The organism is Streptomyces sp. NPDC048352, assembly GCF_040651895.1.
Lineage (GTDB): Bacteria > Actinomycetota > Actinomycetes > Streptomycetales > Streptomycetaceae > Streptomyces.
The window spans coordinates 1-19,751 of sequence record NZ_JBEZKZ010000043.1 but is presented as its reverse complement, the minus strand read 5'-3'; the positions used below and the strand labels follow the sequence as shown (position 1 = coordinate 19,751).

17 protein-coding genes and 1 tRNA gene are annotated in these 19,751 nt (G+C 72.5%); 3 read left to right on the top strand and 15 right to left on the bottom strand.

Annotated elements, in window-relative coordinates; all coding sequences use genetic code 11:
• Window positions 1–15: 15 nt before the first annotated feature.
• The 14 genes from glyA to AB0D45_RS21785 all read right to left on the bottom strand — a co-directional run bounded on the left by glyA (window position 16) and on the right by AB0D45_RS21785 (window position 15,827).
• Entirely contained in the window at window positions 16–1,248 is a 1,233-nt protein-coding gene (gene glyA, locus AB0D45_RS21850) for a serine hydroxymethyltransferase (protein WP_361598893.1), read from the bottom strand.
• 132 nt (window positions 1,249–1,380) lie between these two features.
• On the bottom strand, window positions 1,381–2,016 hold the full coding sequence (locus tag AB0D45_RS21845; RefSeq protein WP_361598890.1) for a protein-tyrosine-phosphatase: 636 nt from the start codon (window positions 2,014–2,016) through the stop codon (window positions 1,381–1,383).
• Window positions 2,013–2,660 (bottom strand): L-threonylcarbamoyladenylate synthase, encoded by a 648-nt coding sequence (locus AB0D45_RS21840; RefSeq protein WP_361598887.1) that lies wholly within the window; start codon window positions 2,658–2,660, stop codon window positions 2,013–2,015. The genes AB0D45_RS21845 and AB0D45_RS21840 overlap by 4 nt, the downstream gene beginning before the upstream one ends.
• A gap of 52 nt (window positions 2,661–2,712) precedes the next feature.
• Window positions 2,713–3,558, bottom strand: coding sequence for a peptide chain release factor N(5)-glutamine methyltransferase (gene prmC / locus AB0D45_RS21835; protein WP_202199703.1), 846 nt, complete (start codon window positions 3,556–3,558; stop codon window positions 2,713–2,715).
• Between the two features lie 41 nt (window positions 3,559–3,599).
• Entirely contained in the window at window positions 3,600–4,679 is a 1,080-nt protein-coding gene (prfA, locus tag AB0D45_RS21830; protein WP_362461554.1) for a peptide chain release factor 1, read from the bottom strand.
• 118 nt (window positions 4,680–4,797) lie between these two features.
• Entirely contained in the window at window positions 4,798–5,016 is a 219-nt protein-coding gene (rpmE, locus tag AB0D45_RS21825) for a 50S ribosomal protein L31 (RefSeq protein ID WP_007266580.1), read from the bottom strand.
• A 182-nt stretch (window positions 5,017–5,198) separates the two neighbouring features.
• The gene (locus AB0D45_RS21820) at window positions 5,199–6,299 is read right to left on the bottom strand and encodes an LCP family protein (RefSeq protein ID WP_361598879.1); all 1,101 of its coding nucleotides are present in this window, start codon (window positions 6,297–6,299) and stop codon (window positions 5,199–5,201) included.
• Between the two features lie 286 nt (window positions 6,300–6,585).
• A complete protein-coding gene (rho, locus tag AB0D45_RS21815) occupies window positions 6,586–8,661 on the bottom strand; it encodes a transcription termination factor Rho (RefSeq protein WP_362461550.1) in 2,076 nt (691 codons plus the stop codon).
• Between the two features lie 413 nt (window positions 8,662–9,074).
• Complete coding sequence (gene thrB / locus AB0D45_RS21810; RefSeq protein WP_362461547.1) at window positions 9,075–10,013, bottom strand: homoserine kinase; 939 nt, start codon at window positions 10,011–10,013, stop codon at window positions 9,075–9,077.
• Between the two features lie 378 nt (window positions 10,014–10,391).
• Window positions 10,392–11,462 (bottom strand): threonine synthase, encoded by a 1,071-nt coding sequence (gene thrC, locus AB0D45_RS21805; RefSeq protein ID WP_362461544.1) that lies wholly within the window; start codon window positions 11,460–11,462, stop codon window positions 10,392–10,394.
• 6 nt (window positions 11,463–11,468) lie between these two features.
• Window positions 11,469–12,773 (bottom strand): homoserine dehydrogenase, encoded by a 1,305-nt coding sequence (locus tag AB0D45_RS21800; RefSeq protein WP_361609553.1) that lies wholly within the window; start codon window positions 12,771–12,773, stop codon window positions 11,469–11,471.
• A 169-nt stretch (window positions 12,774–12,942) separates the two neighbouring features.
• On the bottom strand, window positions 12,943–14,334 hold the full coding sequence (lysA, locus tag AB0D45_RS21795) for a diaminopimelate decarboxylase (protein WP_362461540.1): 1,392 nt from the start codon (window positions 14,332–14,334) through the stop codon (window positions 12,943–12,945).
• A gap of 25 nt (window positions 14,335–14,359) precedes the next feature.
• Window positions 14,360–15,292: an ArgS-related anticodon-binding protein NrtL gene (gene nrtL / locus AB0D45_RS21790; protein WP_362461537.1), complete on the bottom strand. Its 933-nt coding sequence runs from the start codon at window positions 15,290–15,292 to the stop codon at window positions 14,360–14,362.
• 67 nt (window positions 15,293–15,359) lie between these two features.
• On the bottom strand, window positions 15,360–15,827 hold the full coding sequence (locus tag AB0D45_RS21785; RefSeq protein ID WP_362461534.1) for a response regulator: 468 nt from the start codon (window positions 15,825–15,827) through the stop codon (window positions 15,360–15,362).
• A 106-nt stretch (window positions 15,828–15,933) separates the two neighbouring features.
• Here AB0D45_RS21785 and AB0D45_RS21780 point away from each other — a divergent pair.
• A tRNA-Arg gene (locus tag AB0D45_RS21780) sits at window positions 15,934–16,005 on the top strand.
• Window positions 16,006–16,630: 625 nt separating this feature from the next.
• Here AB0D45_RS21780 and AB0D45_RS21775 read toward each other — a convergent pair.
• Window positions 16,631–17,848, bottom strand: a complete 1,218-nt coding sequence (locus AB0D45_RS21775) for an MFS transporter (protein ID WP_362461531.1) — start codon at window positions 17,846–17,848, stop codon at window positions 16,631–16,633.
• Between the two features lie 227 nt (window positions 17,849–18,075).
• Between AB0D45_RS21775 and AB0D45_RS21770 the strand changes: the two genes are divergently transcribed.
• Both AB0D45_RS21770 and AB0D45_RS21765 read left to right on the top strand, forming a co-directional pair.
• Window positions 18,076–19,056, top strand: a complete 981-nt coding sequence (locus tag AB0D45_RS21770) for an XdhC family protein (protein ID WP_361609563.1) — start codon at window positions 18,076–18,078, stop codon at window positions 19,054–19,056.
• Between the two features lie 252 nt (window positions 19,057–19,308).
• The gene (locus tag AB0D45_RS21765) at window positions 19,309–19,704 is read left to right on the top strand and encodes a DUF6479 family protein (RefSeq protein ID WP_362461528.1); all 396 of its coding nucleotides are present in this window, start codon (window positions 19,309–19,311) and stop codon (window positions 19,702–19,704) included.
• Window positions 19,705–19,751 lie beyond the last annotated feature (47 nt).

Sequence of the window (19,751 nt, the reverse complement as noted above, 5' to 3'; positions counted from 1 at the left end):
CCATGCTCGTCCCGGTTAGGCCCCGTACGGGGGAAATCCACTGGTCAGGTCGGCCACGTCCGTACGCGTACCCGCCGCCTCCCCGCGCAGCGCGGCGGCGAACAGGTCCGCGATCACGGCCATCTCCCGCTCCCCCATCCCCTGCGTGGTCACCGCCGCGGTGCCCAGGCGGATCCCGCGCTGGTCCCCGTACGGCAGCGCGCAGGTGTCGAGGACGATGCCCGCGGCGGCGAGCCGGCCGCGCGCCGTCGGGCCGTCGACGCCCAGCGGGGCGGGGTCGGCGCTGATGAGGTGGGTGTCGGTGCCGCCGGTCGTCACGGCGAACCCGCGCTGTTCCAGGGCGGCGGCCAGGGCGCGGGCGTTGGCGACGACCCGGTGGGCGTACCGGGCGAAGTCCGGGCCGGCCGCCTCCCCGAAGGCCACCGCCTTCGCGGCGATGGTGTGCATCTGGGCGCCGCCCTGGGTGAAGGGGAACACCGCCCGGTCGACCCGCTCCGCGAACTCGGCGCCGCACAGCAGCATGCCGCCGCGCGGGCCGCGCAGCACCTTGTGCGTGGTCGCGCAGACCACGTCCGCGTAGGGCACCGGGCTGGGCGCCGCCCCGCCCGCGACGAGGCCGATCGGATGCGCGGCGTCCGCGATGAGGCAGGCTCCGACCTCGTCGGCGATCTCGCGGAACGCCGAGTACTCCAGGTGGCGCGGGTAGGAGATCGACCCGCACACGATGGCCTTGGGGCGGTGCGTACGGGCGAGCTGCTGCACCTGCTCGTAGTCGACGAGCCCGCTCTCGGCGTCGACCCCGTAGCCGACGAAGTCGAACCAGCGGCCGGAGAAGTTGGCCGGTGAGCCGTGGGTGAGGTGTCCGCCGTGCGTCAGTCCCATAGCCAGGACGGTGTCCCCGGGCCGCAGCAGGGCCGCGTAGGCGGCCAGGACGGCGGAGGAACCGGAATGGGGCTGCACGTTGGCGTGCTCGACGCCGAAGAGCGCCTTGGCCCGCTCCACGGCGGTCCGCTCGGCGAGGTCCGCGTACTCGCACCCGCCGTGGTAGCGGGCGCCGGGGTACCCCTCGGCGTACTTGTTGGAGAGCACGGAGCCCAGGGCCGCGCGCACGGCGGGCGAGCTGAAGTTCTCGGCGGCGCTCATCTGCAAGGTGGCCGCCTGCCGCTGCCGCTCCCCTTCGAGGATGTCGGCCATCCGCGGGTCCTGCTGCCGCAGCAGCTCCGCCGCCCGCTCGGTGGTGACAGTCATGGCACGACTCCCGCGCAGTGGGTGTACCGGTACAGCCACTGTAGGCCGCGGGCGCCCGACACGCCCGGTACCCGGCCCCGGAACCGGGCAGCGCGCCCGCACCGCGCGGTGCGCGGGGGCGTCGAAGAGGGGTCAGCGGGGGGCGGTGACGCCCGTCAGGGCCGTGACCACCGGGTCGAGCGCCTGGTTGATCTCGTCGCCGACCGACCGGAAGAAGGTGATCGGCGCCCCGTACGGGTCGTACACCTCGTCGGCGTCGGCGGACGGCGCCAGCAGCCATCCCCGCAGCGCCGCCGCGGCCCGTACCAGCGCCCGCGCCCGCTCCGCCATGCCGTCGTCCAGCGGCGGCAGCGTGGCCGGGTCTATGGCCCGTACGAGCCGGGTGAACTCCTTCAGCGTGAAGGTGCGCAGCCCCGCCGAGTGGCCCATGGAGATGACCTGCGCCCGGTGGTCCCGCGTGGCGGTGAGCACCAGGTCCGCGCGTATGACGTGCTCGTCCAGCAGCTCCCGCCCGGTGAACCCGGACGCGTCGGCCCCGAAGTCGGCGAGGACGGCTGCCGCGTTGGCCTCCATCGGGGCGCCCTCGTGGCCCCAGGTGCCGGCGCTCTCCACGATCAGTTCCGCGGCCGGGAGGCCCAGGGCGCCCAGGCGGTCGGACAGCGCGTGCCGCGTCAGCCGCTCGGTGATGGGCGAGCGGCACACATTGCCGGTGCTGACGTGGAGTATGCGGAACGACTGACTCGCTATGCCACGCCCCTCAGGGCTCACGGAGCCACCTCGAGGTCGGGTACGACCTCCCGCAGCTGTTCGGCGGTCAGGGCCCCCGCGCGCAGCAGGACGGGAACCTTCCCGGTGACGTCGACGATCGACGACGGCTCGGTGCTCGGCGTCGGACCGCCGTCCAGGTACACGGAGACGGAGTCGCCCAGCATCTCCCGCGCCGCGTCGCAGTCCGCCGGCGCCGGGTGCCCCGACAGGTTCGCGGAGGAGACGGCCATCGGGCCGACCTCGGTCAGCAGCTCGATCGCGACCGGGTGCAGGGGCATCCGTACGGCGACCGTCCCCCGGGTCTCCCCCAGGTCCCACGCCAGCGACGGCTGGTGCTTGGCGACGAGCGTGAGGCCGCCCGGCCAGAAGGCGTCGACGAGCTCCCACGCCTGCTCCGAGAAGTCCGTGACCAGGCCGTGCAGCGTGTTCGGGGAGCCGATGAGGACGGGCGTGGGCATGTTGCGGCCGCGCCCCTTGGCGGCGAGCAGGTCGCCCACGGCCTCCGGGCTGAAGGCGTCCGCGCCGATCCCGTACAGGGTGTCGGTGGGCAGCACGACGAGCTCTCCGCGGCGCACGGCGGATGCCGCTTCGCGCAGACCCGTCTTACGGTCCGTCGCGTCGTTGCAGTCGTATCGCCGGGCCATCAGCGGATCTCCTCGTGCAGCGGGGTGGTGGCGGTCGGGGCGCTCGCGCGGCTCACGGCATGGCCTTGCGGGCGGTCGCGAAGCGCGGACGGTTGTTCAGGTCGGGGTGGTCGGCCGCGTCGGCCCAGCCCCGCTCGTCGGCGAAGATCCACGGCACCTGGCCGCCCTGGGTGTCGGCGTGCTCGATGACGACGATGCCGCCGGGCCGCAGCAGCCGGTGGGCGGTGCGCTCGATGCCGCGGATGGTGTCGAGGCCGTCCTCCCCGGAGAACAGCGCCATCTCGGGGTCGTGGTCGCGGGCCTCGGGGGCCACGTACTCCCACTCGGTGAGCGGGATGTAGGGCGGGTTGGAGATGACCAGGTCGACCTGTCCGTCCAGCTCGGGCAGCGCGCTGAGCGCGTCGCCCTGGTGGACGGTGACCCGGGAGCCCTCGGCGTTCTTACGGGTCCACCGCAGCGCGTCCTCGGACAGCTCCACGGCGTGCACGCGCGAGCGCGGCACCTCCTGCGCCATGGCCAGGGCGATGGCGCCGGACCCGGTGCACAGGTCCACGATCAGCGGCTCGACCACGTCCATGGCCCGGACGGCGTGTATGGCCCAGTCCACGACCGACTCGGTCTCGGGCCGGGGCACGAACACCCCGGGGCCGACCTGGAGCTCCAGGTACCGGAAGAAGGCCCGGCCGGTGATGTGCTGGAGCGGCTCGCGCGCCTCGCGGCGGGCGACGGCCTCCCAGTAGCGGGCGTCGAAGTCCGCGTCCTTGACGTGGTGCAGTTCCCCCCGCTTGACGCCGTGCACGAAGGCCGCGAGCTCCTCCGCGTCGAAACGCGGTGAGGGCACGCCGGCGGCGGCCAGCCGCTGGGTGGCCTGGGCCACCTCGGCAAGCAGCAAGTTCACGCTGGTCCTCCGGGCTGCTGTCGTACGGGGGAATGCGAAGGTCAGTGCGCGGCCGCGAGCTTCGCCGCGGAGTCGGTGTCGACGCAGGCCTGGATGACCGCGTCGAGCTCGCCGTCGAGCACCTGGTCCAAGTTGTACGCCTTGAAACCGGTCCGGTGGTCCGAGATCCGGTTTTCCGGGTAGTTGTACGTACGGATCTTCTCGGAGCGGTCCACGGAGCGCACCTGGCTGCGGCGCACGTCGGAGGCCTCCTGCTCGGCGGCTTCCTGGGCGGCGGCCAGCAGGCGCGAGCGCAGGATGCGCATGGCCTGCTCCTTGTTCTGGAGCTGGCTCTTCTCGTTCTGGCAGGAGGCGACCACACCGGTCGGCAGGTGCGTGATGCGCACGGCCGAGTCGGTGGTGTTGACGGACTGGCCGCCGGGGCCCGAGGAGCGGTACACGTCGATGCGGAGGTCGTTCATGTTGATCTCGACCTCGACCTCCTCGGCCTCCGGGGTCACGAGCACGCCGGCGGCGGAGGTGTGGATGCGGCCCTGGGACTCGGTGGCCGGCACGCGCTGGACGCGGTGCACGCCGCCCTCGTACTTCAGGCGGGCCCACACGCCCTGGCCGGGCTCGGTGGCGCCGTTGCCGCCCTTGGTGCGGACGGAGACCTGGACGTCCTTGTAGCCGCCGAGCTCGGACTCGGTGGAGTCGATGATCTCGGTCTTCCAGCCCACGCGCTCGGCGTAGCGCAGGTACATGCGCAGCAGGTCACCGGCGAACAGGGCGGACTCGTCGCCGCCGGCGCCCGCCTTGATCTCCAGGAGCACGTCCTTGTCGTCGCTGGGGTCGCGCGGGACGAGCAGCAGGCGGAGCTTCTCGGTGAGCTCTTCGCGCTGGGCGCTCATCTCCTTGACCTCGGCGGCGAAGTCGGGGTCGTCGGCCGCCAGCTCCTTGGCCGTCTCGATGTCCTCGGCCGACTGCTTCCACGCACGGAAGGTCGCGACGATCGGGGTCAGCTCCGCGTAGCGCTTGTTCAGCTTGCGGGCGTTGGCCTGATCGGAGTGGACCGAAGGGTCGGCGAGCTTCTTCTCGAGGTCGGCGTGTTCGCCGACCAGATCCTCGACCGCTTCGAACATCGGGTGCTCCTGTGGTGAAAGTCAAAAATGGGCTGGGCTGGCGACACGACGACAAAGGCGCCGGTCCGGCCGCCCCCGCGTGGTCAGGGGGCGGCCGGTGACCGGCGCCTGGGTCGCGCTACTTCTTGGCCGCACCCTTGCCGAAGCGGGCCTCGAAGCGGGCCACGCGGCCACCGGTGTCGAGGATCTTCTGCTTGCCCGTGTAGAACGGGTGGCACTCGGAGCAGACCTCGGCACGGATGGTGCCCTCGGTCAGGGTGCTGCGGGTGGTGAACGACGCGCCACAGGTGCAGCTGACCTGGGTCTCGACGTACTCGGGGTGAACATCGCGCTTCAAGGTGTCTCCTAGTTTCGGGAGGGCGCCGGGTCGCAGGGGCCGAATTGCGCACTGCGTGAACCGGGGCCGACAGACCAGTCTGCCAGGACCGGGCCGCCTGTCAAAATTCCGGGAACGCTCCCCTCAACGGAGGGGGGCGCCCGTCTATTCCTGCGGGGTCCCGCCCGGCCCGGGCGGCCGGGTCACTGGACGATGGAGCCCGCGCTGCTCTTGTCACCGGCCGACTTCTCGGTGGCCTCGGCCGGGATCGGCCGGTCGGCCAGCAGGGAGTCCCAGACCAGCTTCGACCCGTTGGCCAGCGGGACCACCCGGTCCTTGTCCTCCGGGTCCGGCCCCACGGGCAGGGTGATCATGTGCATGTTCTCGGCGCTGATCCCCTGGAGGCCCTGGGCGAAGCCCATCAGGGACTTCACGTCGCCGAGCGCCTTGTCGGTGGTGATCGCCTTGGTGGCCGAGTCGGCGAGGCCGAACAGCTTCTTCGGGTTGTCGAACACCCCGATCCCCTTGACCTGCTTGATCAGCGCCTTGATGAAGGCCTGCTGGAGCTGGATCCGGCCCAGGTCGCCGCCGTCGCCGACGCTCTTGCGGGTGCGGACGAGGCCCAGGGACTGCTCGCCGTTCAGCTTGTGCGGGCCGGCCGGCAGGTCCAGGTGGCTGCCGTCGTCCTTGATCGGCTTGGTGGTCGTGAGCTGGACCCCGCCGAGGTTGTCGACGATCTTCTTGAAGCCGGTGAAGTCGACCTCGATGTAGTGGTCCATGCGGATCCCCGCCAGCTGCTCCACGGTCTTGACCGCGCAGGCGGGGCCGCCGACCGTGAAGGCCTCGTTGAACTGCGCCTTCCGCCGGCCGGGGTCGGTCTTGCCCTTGCCGGTGGCGCAGGCGGGCCGCGGGACCATCGCGTCGCGCGGGATCGAGACGATGGCAGCCTTCTGGTGGCCCTCGTAGAGGTGCACGATCATCGCGGTGTCGGAGCGGGCCGAGCCGCCGTCGTCCTGGCCGTACTCGCTGTTGGCGCCGTCGCGGGAGTCGGAGCCGAGGACGAGGATGTCCATGGAGCCGTTGTCGACGTCGGCCGGGCGGTCCTTGCCGAGGGCCTGGTCGATGTCGACGCTGTGCAGGTTGCCGTTGAGCTTGAAGTAGAACCAGCCGAGGCCGCCTCCGCCCAGCAGGACCACGCCGGCGGCGGTCCACGCGGCAAGGGTGAGGGCCTTGCGGCGCTGGCGGGGTTTCCGTCGGCGCCTGCCCGCGGCACGTCGGCCGCGGCCCCTGCTGTCCTCGCTCATGCTCTCCTCAGTCCTGGCTCCGTTGCCCGTCTTCCCTCACTCAGACGGACGAGCGCGTTCCAGGGTTCCACGCCCCCCGGTGCCGCTCGTACGCCGGGGGTGGACCGGCCCGGGTGGCGTGGAAGCGGTGCGACCCCTGGTGGGCCTGGGGTTCGAGAGCCGGAACCGGAGCCGCGTAGGGAGGGGTGCGGGTGGCGGGAGTGTGGCGAAGGTCGCACCACACGGCCGCACAACGAAGCCGCCCCCGCCGCGGATGCGGCGGGGGCGGCTGCGTCAGGCGACCCGGTCAGTCGTCGTTCTTGCCGGCCGGGGTCGTCTTGGCGATCTGCATCAGGAACTCGGCGTTCGACTTCGTCTGCTTCATCTTGTCGAGCAGCAGCTCGATCGCCTGCTGCGAGTCGAGCGCGTGCAGCACCCGGCGCAGCTTCCAGACGATGGCGAGCTCCTCGCTGTTGAGGAGGATCTCCTCCTTGCGGGTGCCCGACGGGTCGACGTCGACGGCCGGGAAGATGCGCTTGTCGGCGAGCTTGCGGTCGAGCTTGAGCTCCATGTTGCCGGTGCCCTTGAACTCCTCGAAGATCACCTCGTCCATGCGCGAGCCGGTGTCGACCAGCGCGGTGGCCAGGATGGTCAGCGATCCGCCGTCCTCGATGTTGCGCGCGGCACCGAAGAAGCGCTTCGGCGGGTACAGCGCGGTCGAGTCGACACCACCGGACAGGATGCGGCCGGAGGCGGGGGCGGCGAGGTTGTACGCGCGTCCCAGACGGGTAATGGAGTCCAGCAGGACGACCACGTCGTGACCCAGCTCGACGAGGCGCTTGGCGCGCTCGATGGCCAGCTCGGCGACGGTGGTGTGGTCCTCGGCCGGGCGGTCGAAGGTCGAGGAGATGACCTCGCCCTTGACCGACCGCTGCATGTCGGTGACCTCTTCCGGACGCTCGTCGACCAGGACGACCATCAGGTGGCACTCGGGGTTGTTGGTGGTGATCGCGTTGGCGATCGCCTGCATGATCATGGTCTTGCCGGTCTTCGGCGGGGCCACGATCAGGCCTCGCTGACCCTTTCCGATCGGCGACACGAGGTCGATGATGCGGGTGGTCAGCACGCCCGGGTCGGTCTCCAGACGGAGCCGGTCCTGCGGGTAGAGCGGGGTCAGCTTCTGGAACTCCGGGCGGCCGCGGCCGGATTCGGGCGCCATGCCGTTGACGGAGTCCAGGCGCACGAGCGCGTTGAACTTCTCGCGGCGCTCGCCGTCCTTGGGCTGGCGGACCGCACCGGTGGTGTGGTCGCCCTTGCGCAGGCCGGCCTTGCGGACCTGGGCGAGGGAGACGTACACGTCGTTCGGGCCGGGCAGGTAGCCGGAGGTCCGGATGAACGCGTAGTTGTCGAGGATGTCGAGGATGCCCGCGACGGGGATCAGCACGTCGTCGTCGGCGACCTGCGGCTCGTTCGGCGCGAACTCGTCACGGCCGCGACGGCCGCGGCGGTCGCGGTAGCGGCCGCGACGGCCGCGACGGCCGTCCTCGCCGTCGAAGTCGTCCTGCGGGCCGTTGTCCTGACGATCCTGACGGCCCTGGCCACGGCCGCCCTGCTGCTGGCGGTCGGCGCGGTCCTGGCGGTCGGCGCGGTCCTGGCGGCCGCCGCCCTGCTGCTGACCCTGGCCGCCCTGGCCGCCCTGCTGCTGGCCCTGCTCATCGGCCTTGGCGCCGCGGTCGCGACGGCCCTGCTGACGGTCACCGCGCTCGCCGCGCTCGCCGCGGTCACGGCGGTCGCGGCGGGTACGGCCCTCGGCCTCCTGCACCTGGCCCTGGGGCTGTGCGGAGACGGCGGTGGCGGCCTCGGCCTTGGCCTCGGGCTGCGCGGCCGGGGCGGTCTCGGTCTTCTGCTCGACCTGCACGGCGGCGGTGGCCGAGGACTCGGGGCTGCCGGTGGGGGCGGTGGCCCGGCGGCGGCGGCGCTCGCCGATCGGGGCGTCATCGCTGGCCGGCTGGCCCGGGATCTCGATCTGCGCCTGCACGGCGGGCTTCTCCGCGGGCGCCGCGGCGGCGGCCTCACCCGTGCGGGCCTTGCTGGTGGCGCGGCGCTTCGGCTTGGCCTCGGCGGCGTCGGCGGCGGGGGCCGCGGCGGCGGCCTTGGGGGCGCTGCCGCCCTGCGCCTCCTTGATGACCTCGATCAGCTGGCTCTTGCGCATCCGCGCGGTGCCCCTGATTCCGAGGCCCGACGCGACCTGCTGCAGCTCGGCCAGGACCATGCCCTCGAGGCCGGTACCGGAGCGGCGGCGCTTGGGGGCGGCGCCCGCGGCGGGGGCACTGGTGTCGACGTTGGTGTCGGCAGCGCCCATCAGATCGGTGGTGTCGCTCACGAAGGGTCCTTCCCTGGAGCGGACGTCGGCCTGTCTGGCTCGGCGACCGGTTGTGCTGTCCGACAACGGCCCTAGGTGTGGACCGTGCCGGGGCGGTGGTCCGCCGGTAGAGATACGGCGGAGAGAAACGTGCATGGTTCCGGCGAGAAGCCCCCGAGCTGGAAGCGTGGGAATGTCACGCCGATTCCGGAGCGTGCCCGAAACTGCTGCCAGTGATCAAAGCAGTCGGGGAGGCTCCCGGAAGAAATGTGGTCCCGAATGGGGACACTGAGCACCGAGCCATGGCGGCTTCGGATGCGCACTTGAGATTAACACTACCGGATCCAACAGACATTCCCCCTCTCAATCACCGGCAATCGCCCCGCCCGGGGCGGACGGCCTGCCCGGCCGCCCGTCCCGGAGGGGCCGTGTCGCTAGGACACGGGCTGACCGCCCTGGGCGCCCAGCGGAAGGACGCTCGCGCCCGCGGCGTCGAGGGCGAGCCGGTTGGCCGCCCATCCCTCGCCCGCGAGCTGCGCGACCTTGTCGGCCGCGCCGTTGTCGACCAGCGCGAGGACCGTGGGGCCCGCGCCGGAGATGACCGCGGGGAAGCCGTCCGCCCGCAGTCGGTTGACGAGTGCCACGCTCTCCGGCATCGCCGGGGCCCGGTACTCCTGGTGCAGCCGGTCCTCGGTGGCGGGCAGCAGGAACTCGGGACGCCTGGTCAGGGCCTCCACGAGCAGGCCAGCGCGGCCCGCGTTCACGGCCGCGTCCACGTGCGGGACGGTGCGCGGCAGCAGCCCCCGGGCGGTCTCGGTCAGGACCGGCTTCGAGGGGACGAAGACCACCGGAACGATGGAATCCGCCGGGTCCATCCGGATCGCCTTGGCGCTGCCCCCCTCCATCCAGGCCAGGGTGAAGCCGCCGAGCAGGCAGGCGGCGACGTTGTCGGGGTGGCCCTCGATCTCGGTGGCGAGCTCCAGCAGCGCCGAGTCGTCGAGCTTGGCCTCACCGCCTATGGTCACGGCGCGGGCGGCGACGATGCCCGCGCAGATCGCGGCGGAGGAGGAGCCGAGGCCCCGGCCGTGCGGGATGCGGTTGGCGCAGACGACCTCGAGGCCGCGCGGCTGCCCGCCCAGCAGGTCGAAGGCGGTGCGCATGGAGCGTACGAGGAGGTGGCTCTCGTCCCGCGGCAGGGTGTCGGCGCCCTCGCCCGCGATGTCGATGTCCAGGCCGGAGTCGGCTACGCGGACGACGACGTCGTCGTAGAGCCCCAGGGCCAGGCCGAGGGCGTCGAAGCCGGGGCCGAGGTTGGCGCTGCTGGCGGGGACGCGCACCCGTACGGCGGCGGCGCGGAACGCTGGACCTGCCATCGGTCGATGACACTCCTTGTGACTGTGCGGGATCCGGCTGCTGTGCGGGATCTTCGCTGCGAATGTACTGGAGAACGTACGACACCCGAAGGCCCTTGGGGCAGCACCGCGGTCATATGCGCGGTGGCGGATGTAAGTACAGCGTATCGAAGGAAGGTTCTCCCGCGACATAGGGCGCACAGGAGGCGCACGACGCGTGTCGCGTCCGTCGCCCGGATCGCGGGCCTTCCGGTGCCGTACGGCCCGGTTGCCGGATTCCGGATACCTGCGGAATCCGGCAACGGGGCGGGGGCCCCGGGCCGGGGCCCGGGGGTCCTGAGGCCCTGGGGCTGCGTGGCCCAGAGGCCCCTGAGGCCCTGGGGCCCTGGGGCCCTGGGGTCAGACCAGGCCGAGGCGGACGGCCGCGGCCTCGGCGTCCACCGGGACGGTGACCGGCTGCGGAGCGCCGGCGACGGCCCAGTCCGGGTCCTTGAGGCCGTTGCCCGTGACGGTGCACACGATCGTCTGGCCCGGGTCGACCAGGCCGGCGTCCGCGGCCTTCAGCAGACCGGCGACCGACGCGGCCGAGGCGGGCTCGACGAACACGCCCTCCTGCGCCGCCAACAGGCGGTAGGCGGCCAGGATCTGGCGGTCCGTCACCTCGTCGATCAGGCCGCCCGACTCGTCGCGCGCGGCGAGCGCGTAGTCCCAGGAGGCCGGGTTGCCGATGCGGATCGCGGTGGCGATGGTGTGCGGCTCCTTGACGACCTCGCCGCGCACGATCGGCGCGGCGCCGGAAGCCTGGAAACCCCACACCCGCGGCGTACGGGAGGCCAGGCCGTCGGCCTTGTACTCCTTGAAGCCCTTCCAGTACGCGGTGATGTTGCCGGCGTTGCCGACGGGCAGCACGTGGATGTCGGGGGCGTCGCCGAGCGCATCGACGATCTCGAACGCGGCCGTCTTCTGGCCCTCGATGCGTACCGGGTTGACCGAATTGACCAGGGCCACCGGGTAGTTGTCGGACAGCGCGCGGGCCAGGTCCAGGCAGTCGTCGAAGTTGCCGTCGACCTGGAGGATCTTGGCGCCGTGCACGAGGGCCTGGCCCATCTTGCCGAGCGCGATCTTGCCCCGCGGCACGAGGACGGCGGACACCATGCCGGCGCGCACCGCGTAGGCGGCGGCGGAGGCCGAGGTGTTGCCGGTGGAGGCGCAGATGACGGCCTTGGCGCCCTCCTCCTTGGCCTTGGTGATGGCCATGGTCATGCCCCGGTCCTTGAAGGAGCCGGTGGGGTTCGCGCCCTCGACCTTCAGGTGCACCTCGCAGCCGGTGCGCTCGGAGAGCACCTGGGCGGGGACGAGGGGAGTGCCGCCCTCGCGGAGCGTGACGACCGGCGTGGTGTCCGTCACCGGAAGCCGGTCGCGGTACTCCTCGATGATGCCGCGCCACTGGTGGGTGCGATTGCTGCTCATGGGTCCTTACTCCCCTTCAACACGCATGATGCTGGCCACACCGCGGACGGTGTCCAGCTTCCGCAGCGCCTCGACGGTCCCGGAGAGGGCGGCGTCGGGTGCGCGGTGGGTGACGACGACGAGGGAGGCCCCATTGCCGGCCCCGTCCTGGTGTCCTTGCTGGCGGACGGTGTCGATGGAGACCCCGTGCTCCGCGAAGGTCGTCGCCACCTGGGCGAGGACACCCGGCTTGTCCGCCACATCGAGGCTGATGTGGTAGCGCGTGACGACGTCCCCCATGGGGCTGACCGGCAGCTGGGTGTACGCCGACTCGCCGGGCCCCGTTGCCTCGGCGAGCTTGTTGCGGCAGACGGCGACGAGGTCGCCGAGGACCGCGGAGGCGGTCGGAGAGCCGCCCGCGCCGGGCCCGTAGAACATCAGCCGCCCGGCGGCCTCGGCTTCCACGAAGACGGCGTTGTACGCCTCGCGTACGGAGGCGAGCGGGTGGCTGAGCGGGATCATCGCCGGGTGCACGCGGGCGGTGACGGACTCGCCGTCCGCCGCGCGCTCCAGGATCGCCAGGAGCTTGATGGTGCAGCCCATGCGCTTGGCGGAGGCGAAGTCCGCGGCGCTGACCTCGGTCATGCCCTCGCGGTAGACGTCGTCGAAGCGGACCCGGGTGTGGAAGGCGATGCCGGCCAGGATCGCGGCCTTGGCGGCGGCGTCGTAGCCCTCGACGTCGGCGGTGGGGTCGGCTTCCGCGTACCCGAGGGCGGTGGCCTCGTCGAGCGCCTCCTGGTAGCCGGCGCCGGTCGAGTCCATCTTGTCGAGGATGAAGTTCGTGGTGCCGTTGACGATGCCCATCACCCGGTTGATCTTGTCGCCCGCGAGGGACTCGCGCATCGGGCGGACCAGCGGGATGGCGCCGGCGACGGCGGCCTCGTAGTACAGGTCCAGCCCGTGCTGCTCCGCCGCGGCGTGCAGGGCGGCGCCGTCCTGCGCGACCAGCGCCTTGTTGGCGGAGACGACGGAGATGCCGTGCTCGAAGGCGGTGGTGATCAGGGTGCGGGCGGGCTCGATCCCGCCGATGACCTCGATGGCCACGTCGATGTCGCCCCGTTTGAGGAGGGCGGTCGCGTCCGTGGTGACCAGCGAGGGGTCGATGCCCTCGCGCACCTTGGAGGGACGGCGCACGGCCACGCCGGCGAGTTCGACGGGCGCGCCGATCCTGGCTGCCAGATCGTCGGCGTGCGTCGTCATGATGCGCGCCACCTCTGAGCCGACCACTCCACAGCCCAGCAGCGCCACCTTCAGCGGACGCGTACGCATCATTCGACCTACGCCTTTCGATCTTTCTTCGCTCCCCGGCGCGCGGTTTGCGCGTCAGGTATGACCCAGTCTCACTCAATGGACAGAAGTTTCCATCCTCGGTCCATTGAGTGAGACGTGCACTGAGACGTCTATTTTGGGGGCCCGGGGGCCTTCCCCAGAAACATGGGGATCATCCGAGGTCGAGGGACAGGAGATCTTCTTCCGTCTCGCGCCGGACGATCACCCGTGCCTGCCCGTCGCGCACGGCGACGACGGGCGGGCGCAGGGCGTGGTTGTAGTTGCTGGCCATGGAGCGGCAGTACGCGCCCGTGGCCGGCACGGCGAGGAGGTCGCCCGGCGCCAGGTCGGCGGGCAGGAAGGCGTCCTTCACGACGATGTCACCGCTCTCGCAGTGCTTGCCGACGACGCGGACGAGCATCGGCTCGGCGTCGGAGACGCGGGAGACCAGCGTGACGGAGTACTCGGCGTCGTACAGGGCCGTCCGGATGTTGTCGGACATGCCGCCGTCGACGGAGACGTACGTCCGCAGCCCCTCCAGCGGCTTGATGGTGCCGACCTCGTAGAGGGTGAAGGCCGTCGGGCCGACGATGGCCCGGCCGGGCTCGACGGAGATCCGCGGCGGGCGCAGGCCCGCGCTCTCGCACTCCCGCGCCACGATCTCGGTGAGCGCCTTGGCGATCTCGTGGGGCTCGCGCGGGTCGTCGGACGAGGTGTAGGCGATGCCGAGCCCGCCGCCGAGGTCGATCTCGGGGAGCTCGACGCCGTGCTCGTCGCGCACGGCGGCCAGCAGCCGGACCACCCGCTTGGCGGACACCTCGAAGCCGGCCATGTCGAAGATCTGGGAGCCGATGTGGGAGTGGACGCCGAGCAGCTCCAGGCTGTCGTGCCCGAGCGCCCGCCGCACGGCCTCGGCGGCGGAGCCGTCGGCGACCGCGATCCCGAACTTCTGGTCCTCGTGCGCCGTGGCGATGAACTCGTGGGTGTGCGCCTCGACGCCCACCGTCACGCGGATCTGCACGGGCTGGCGCACGCCCAGCTCACGGGCGATGTGCGCGACGCGGGCGATCTCCTGGTAGGAGTCGAGCACGATGCGGCCCACACCCGCCTGGACGGCGCGGCGGATCTCGGCCTCGGACTTGTTGTTGCCGTGGAAGGCGATCCGCGCGGGGGGCATCCCGGCGGCGAGGGCGGTCGCCAGCTCCCCGCCGGAGCAGACGTCGAGATTCAGCCCTTCTTCCTTCAGCCACTTCACGACGGCCTTGGAGAGGAACGCCTTCCCCGCGTAGAACACGTCGGCGTCCTTGCCGAAGGCGTGCGCCCAGGCGCGGCAGCGGGCCCGGAAGTCCGCTTCGTCGAGGAAGTAGGCGGGGGTCCCGAACTCCTCGGCGAGCCGCGTCACTTCGATGCCGCCGACGCACACCACACCGTCGTCGTCGCGCGTGACGGTCCGGGACCACACCTTCTCGTCGAGCGCGTTCAGGTCGGCGGGCGGCGGGGCGTAGTGGCCCTCGGGCAGGACGTCGGCGTGGCGGGGCCCGGCGGGGTGCGCGGAACGGCTCATCGGAATCTCTCTTCGGGGGTCTCAGTCACAGGAAGTCGGGGGCGTCCATGCCGAGCAGGGCCAGGCCGCCTGCCAGCACCGTTCCGGCGGCTTCGGCGAGGGCCAGCCGGGCGCGGTGGGCGGCCGAGGGTTTCTCGTCTCCCTGGGGCAGGACCAGGTGCTGGAAGTCGAGGAGCGCGTCGGCGACGGCGACGAGGTGCCGGGTGAGCCGCTCGGGCGCCTGGTGGTGCGCGGCGGCCTCCAGGACGAGGGGGTACTCGGCGAGCACGCGCAGCAGGGCGCGCCCGTCCGCGGCGTCCCCGGGCTCGGCCCGGAACCCGAGCCCGGCGGCGTTGGTCCTCAGGGCCCGGGCGCGGGCGTGGGCGTACCGCACCCGGAAGAACTCGCTGGACTCGTCCTGGACGAGCAGGCCGGGCGTGAAGGAGGGGGTCTCGCGGGCGGGTACGCAGAGCATGGCCCAGGCGGCGGCGTCCGCCCCGTACGCCGCGACGACGTCGCCGTCGCGGCGGGCGACGGGCGCGACGCGCGGCGCGGGTGCACCCGCGATCCCCTGGCTCTCCTCGATCCTGCGCACGGCCGGCCGGACGACGCTCCCGCGGAGGTCGGCGCCGGGTGCGTACCCGTACCTGTCGCCCCGCGCCCGGATCTGGCGTACGAGCGCGGCGGCGGAGACGGGAGCGAGGGTGAAGTTCAGGAACCCGGGGCCGGTGATCTCCACGCTCTCGATCCCGGACTCGTCGGCGAGCAGCCGGCCCGCGAGCACCCGGGCGACCTCACGGGGCTCCCGCCGGGCGCTCTTCGCCACCTGGAGGGCGACGGGGCTGGCGTACTCCCCCGCTCCCCCGGGGCGGGTCCGCTCGACCACCACCCGCTCGGGCACGTCCCCGGCCAGCTCCCCGTCCTCGACGGCGCGGCGCACGGCACGTACGACGGCGTGAGAGAGGTCGGCGGGGATCACGGAACCCAGCCTAGGGGAGAAGCCCCTTCCCCATGCATCGGGTTTCGCCATGTGAACAGGGAGGCGCTCAGGCCCCCCTCCCGGCCCTCCCGGCCCGTCCTGCGGGGGCGCCCTTGCACTCGACGAGGCGGCGTACGACGCGGACCAGCTCGGTGGGCTCGAACGGCTTGGCGACGAACGCGTCCACGCCGGCGGCGATCGCCGTCTCGACCTCGTGCTGCGTGCAGGCGCTGACGATGGCGACGGGCACGTGCCGCGTCCGCGGATCGGCCCGCAACCGCGCGGCAGCCCCGAACCCGTCCAGCCGGGGCATGACCACATCAAGGGTGATGGCATCGGGAGACACGCGGTGCACGACGTCCAGACACTCGGCACCATCGCTCGCGGTCACGACCTCGAAGCCCTCCAGCTCGAGATTGACCTTGATCAGCTGCCGGATGACCTTGTTGTCGTCGACAACAAGCACCCGGCCCGAGGCGCCTGGCACAACTCGAGAGTAGGTCGCCCTAAGCCCCCGCGTCCGGGTTTTTGCCACTTCCACCCCCTCCGGGCGACCGACCTCCCCCTCCCGCCCAAATCCGTTCCTGATCACCCCGCGGGAGCTGGTAGTGTTCAACCCGTCGCCGCAACGCGAACGACACGCCCCCGTAGCTCAGGGGATAGAGCAACGGCCTCCGGAGCCGTGTGCGCAGGTTCGAATCCTGCCGGGGGCACTTCGCAGGAAGTGCCCAAAGACCCCGCCATCAGCGCCTCAGCTGAGACGGGGTCTTCGCGTATGCGCAGCCAACTGCCGTGCGGCGGCGGCGAGCCTGTTCGGCAGCTTGCGTGTCCGCCCTGCCGTTCGGCACACAGGCGGCAGGGTCAAGCAGCCGCCGTCCGACTGGGACTGATCGGACGTCCAGCGGGGCAGCCGGGCGACCGCGGCCGGTCAGGCCGGGGGCTTGTCGATGGGCGCGTCGCTGCCGGCCCAGACGTACGGGAAGGCCGAGGTGGGTGAAGCCGTCGCTGCGGGTGTGGCCCGGGGCTTCGGGGTGCCGGTTCGCAACCATCTGAGTGCCCTCACGCCGAAGCGGCCGCAGGAAGCGGTCCGCCTCCGGCGTCGTCACGGTGAAGGCCAGCAGCACGGCGTCGTACTGCGCGTTCGAGTGGAGCCCGGCCCGCCGGTCGGTGGCCGGTTCCGGTACCCGCAGACCCAGCACGCCCGCGGTCCATTCGGGGGTGGCGTTCTCCTCCCAGCAGCACGTCCGCCCTTCGGCTCTGCCCATGGCGGGCTGCTGCAACCCGTACATGACCCACAGGAGCACGCCGAGAACGCAGAGGCCGGAGAAGTTCCCGGGGTCAGGGGTGGGGGGTCCTGGTGCGGGGGGTTGTCGTCAGGGTGAGGGCTGTGGCCGTGAGGGAGATGAGGCCGCCTGTGGTGAGGGACCAGCGGGGGCCCCAGTGTTCGGCCAGCCAGCCCGTCAGGAGGGCGCCCAGGGGGGTCGTGCCCTGGAAGATCAGCATGTAGAGGGCCATCACCCGGCCCCGGTAGGCGGGGTCCGAGCCGAGCTGGATGCGGTGGTTGGCCGCCTGGGCGAAGTACATCATCGCGAAGCCCGTCAGGGTCAGGAGCAGGCAGGCCGTCGGCAGGGTCGGGGCCAGGCCCGTGAGGGTTTCCGTGGCGCCGAAGGCAAGGGCGGAGCCCGTGACGACGGCGGTCGTGGGACGGGCGCGGCGGGACGAGGTGGCGAACGCCGCCAGCAGGGAGCCCGCCGCCAGGGAGCTGCTCAGCACTCCGAAGGCGGCGGAGCCGGTGTGGAACTCGGTCTTCGCCAGGAGGGGCAGCGTCAGCTGGAAGTTGAAGCCGGCCAGGCCCAGTACGCCGATCAGGGCCAGGGGCAGGACCAGGTCCGGGCGCCGGGTGACGTAGCGGATGCCGTCCGCGATGCGGGGGTTCGCCGGACGGGAGGGCGGGCCGTGGAGTTCCGCCGGCCGCATCAGCGCGAGGCCCGCCACCGCGCCCAGGTAGCTGCACGCGTTGATCAGGATCACCGGCCCGACGCCGAGGCGGGCGATGAGGAGGCCGGCGGCCGCGGGGCCCGCGACCCGCGCCGCGTTGAAGTACGCCCCGCTCAGCGCCGACGCGTTGGGCAGCAGCTCGCTGCCCACCATCTCCCCCACGAAGGCGATGCGGGTGGGCGCCTCCACGGAGTTGACCACGCCGAGGGCGAAGGCGAAGAGCCAGATGTGCCCCAGGCGGACCTCGCCGAGGAGCACCCACAGTCCCAGTACGAGGGCGAGGACCCCCGACGCCAGGTTGGCGAGCACCAGGATGCGGCGCTTGCTGTGGCGGTCGGCCAGCCTGCCCCCGTACAGGGTGAGCAGGAGCACCGGCGTGAACTGGAGGGCCGTCACGACGCCCAGGGCCGTGCCCGAGTTCCCGGACAGCTCCAGCACCAGCCAGTCCTGCGCGATCACCATCATCCAGGTGCAGGTCACCGAGAGGAGCTGGCCGAGGAAGAACAGCCGGAAGTTGCGCACGGAGAGGGAGTCGAAGGTGCGTTTCAGGGTGTGCACGGTCGGTCGTTTCCCTTCACCCCGTTCCCTCGATTCTCCTTGGCACCGCCGGACCGGCCACTCGTGGAGCGGTTCCGGTGGTCCGTACGAGGGGGACCGGCCGGGGTTGGTGGGTTCGGGGGGTGGGTGGCGGGTCGGGGGCGTGCGTAGGGTGGTTGCCGAGGCCGCTTCGTGCCGTTGACCAGGCGCTTTGCGGCGAGGGAGCGCAAGAGGATGGGGCGACGAGGATGCGTGAGCTTGCGGAGACGGCGCGGCAGTGGGCGGCCGAGGGACGGGTGGCGTACCTGGCCCGGCCGGTGACCGAGCAGGGGTTCGGGCCGCGGGACCCGGCCGGGGCGGTGCTCGTGGACGCCCGCGGGGAGTGCGTGGGGGCCCTGTACCGCGGGGTGTTCGACGCCGAGCTGGTCGCGGAGGCCGCCGCCCTGGGGGCCGGGGAGACCGCGCGGGTGTGCGAGGTGTCGGTCGGGGCCGGCGAGGCCGTGGACGCGAAGCTGACCTGCGGCGGGCAGGCCGAGGTGCTGCTCCAGCCCCTCGCGACGGTTCCGGCCGCGTGGTGGGAGCTGCTCGCCACCGGCGCCGGAGTGGCGCTCGTGACCCGGCTCAGCGAGGGCGCGGACGGCGCCGTCAGCGAGGTCGTACGGGCCGGGGACGAGCCGTCCGACGACGCCCGGCGGCGGGCCGGGGAGCTGCTGGGGACCCGCCGGCCCGGGCGGGACGCCCTGTACGGGGGCTCCGGGCTGGTGCTCGTCGAGGCGTACCCGTCGGCCCCGTACGTGGTGATCGGCGGGGCCGGGGAGCTGGCCGGGGTGATCGGCGCGCAGTCGGCGCTGCTCGGCTGGGAGTCGGTCACGGTGGAGACCGCGGCGCAGGCCGAGAAGGAACTGACCGCGCACAGGGACGCCGCCTGCCTGGTGATGCTGAGCCACGAGCCGGACTTCGACGTGCCGACCCTGCGCAGCGCCCTGTCCCTGGAGATCCCGTACGTCGGCGCGCTCGGCTCGCGGCGGACCACGGCGCGGCGCCGTGAGGGCCTGGTGGCCGCCGGGGTGGGAGAGAGCCGGCTGGCGCGGGTGCACGGGCCGATCGGGCTGGACCTGGGCGCGAAGACCCCGGCGGAGACGGCGCTGGCCATCTGCGCGGAGATCCTCGGGGTGCTCGGCGGCCGGGACGCCCGGGGACTGCGGGACTCCGACGGTCCGCTGCGCTGAGGGACCCGGCGGGCAACGGTCCGGTCCCGCCGGGGCCCACCGCCCCCGGCGGGGAAGCGGAGCGGGCGCCCCACCGCCCGCTCCCGCCGGGGGAGGCGGCGGCAGCAGGGCGCTCATTCGTTCGGCGTAGGGGTGGTGCGCGGGGTGCGCGGGGTGGAGGGGGCTGTGGGGTGGGGGCGGAGGGCGGCGATTCGTGCGGATTCTTTCCGCTGCGCGGCGTGAAAAGGCAGCTAAAGCGGGAAAATGGGACCTATGGACATGATCCTGAGCGTGGACGCGATCCTGACCGACATCGCGTGGTTCTTCCTCGTCGGCATCGTCATCGCCGGCTTCGTGCTCGCCGGCTTCAAGCTGGGCCAGCGGGTGCGGGCGCAGGAGCCCCCGCCGCCCGAGCCCGAGAGCCAGCCGCACCTGCCCGCCGGTGGAGCGGTCCACGAGGTCCGCGAGGAGCGGGACCCGGTGGAGTTCCCCGACGGCGGGCTCAGGCCGCACGAGATGCAGGGCTACGGGAACTTCGGCTCCACCACCTCCAGCCATGCGGAGGAGGTCCGGGCCGAGCGCGAATCGGGCTACAAGCGCCCGGAGGGCCCGGGGCCGCACCCGCAGCCCGGCGCTCCCCCCGACGCGGGACGCGGCGCGCATTCCTGACCCGGCGCCGCGAGACGGGACGCCGGCCTCCGACCCGCGCCGCGCAG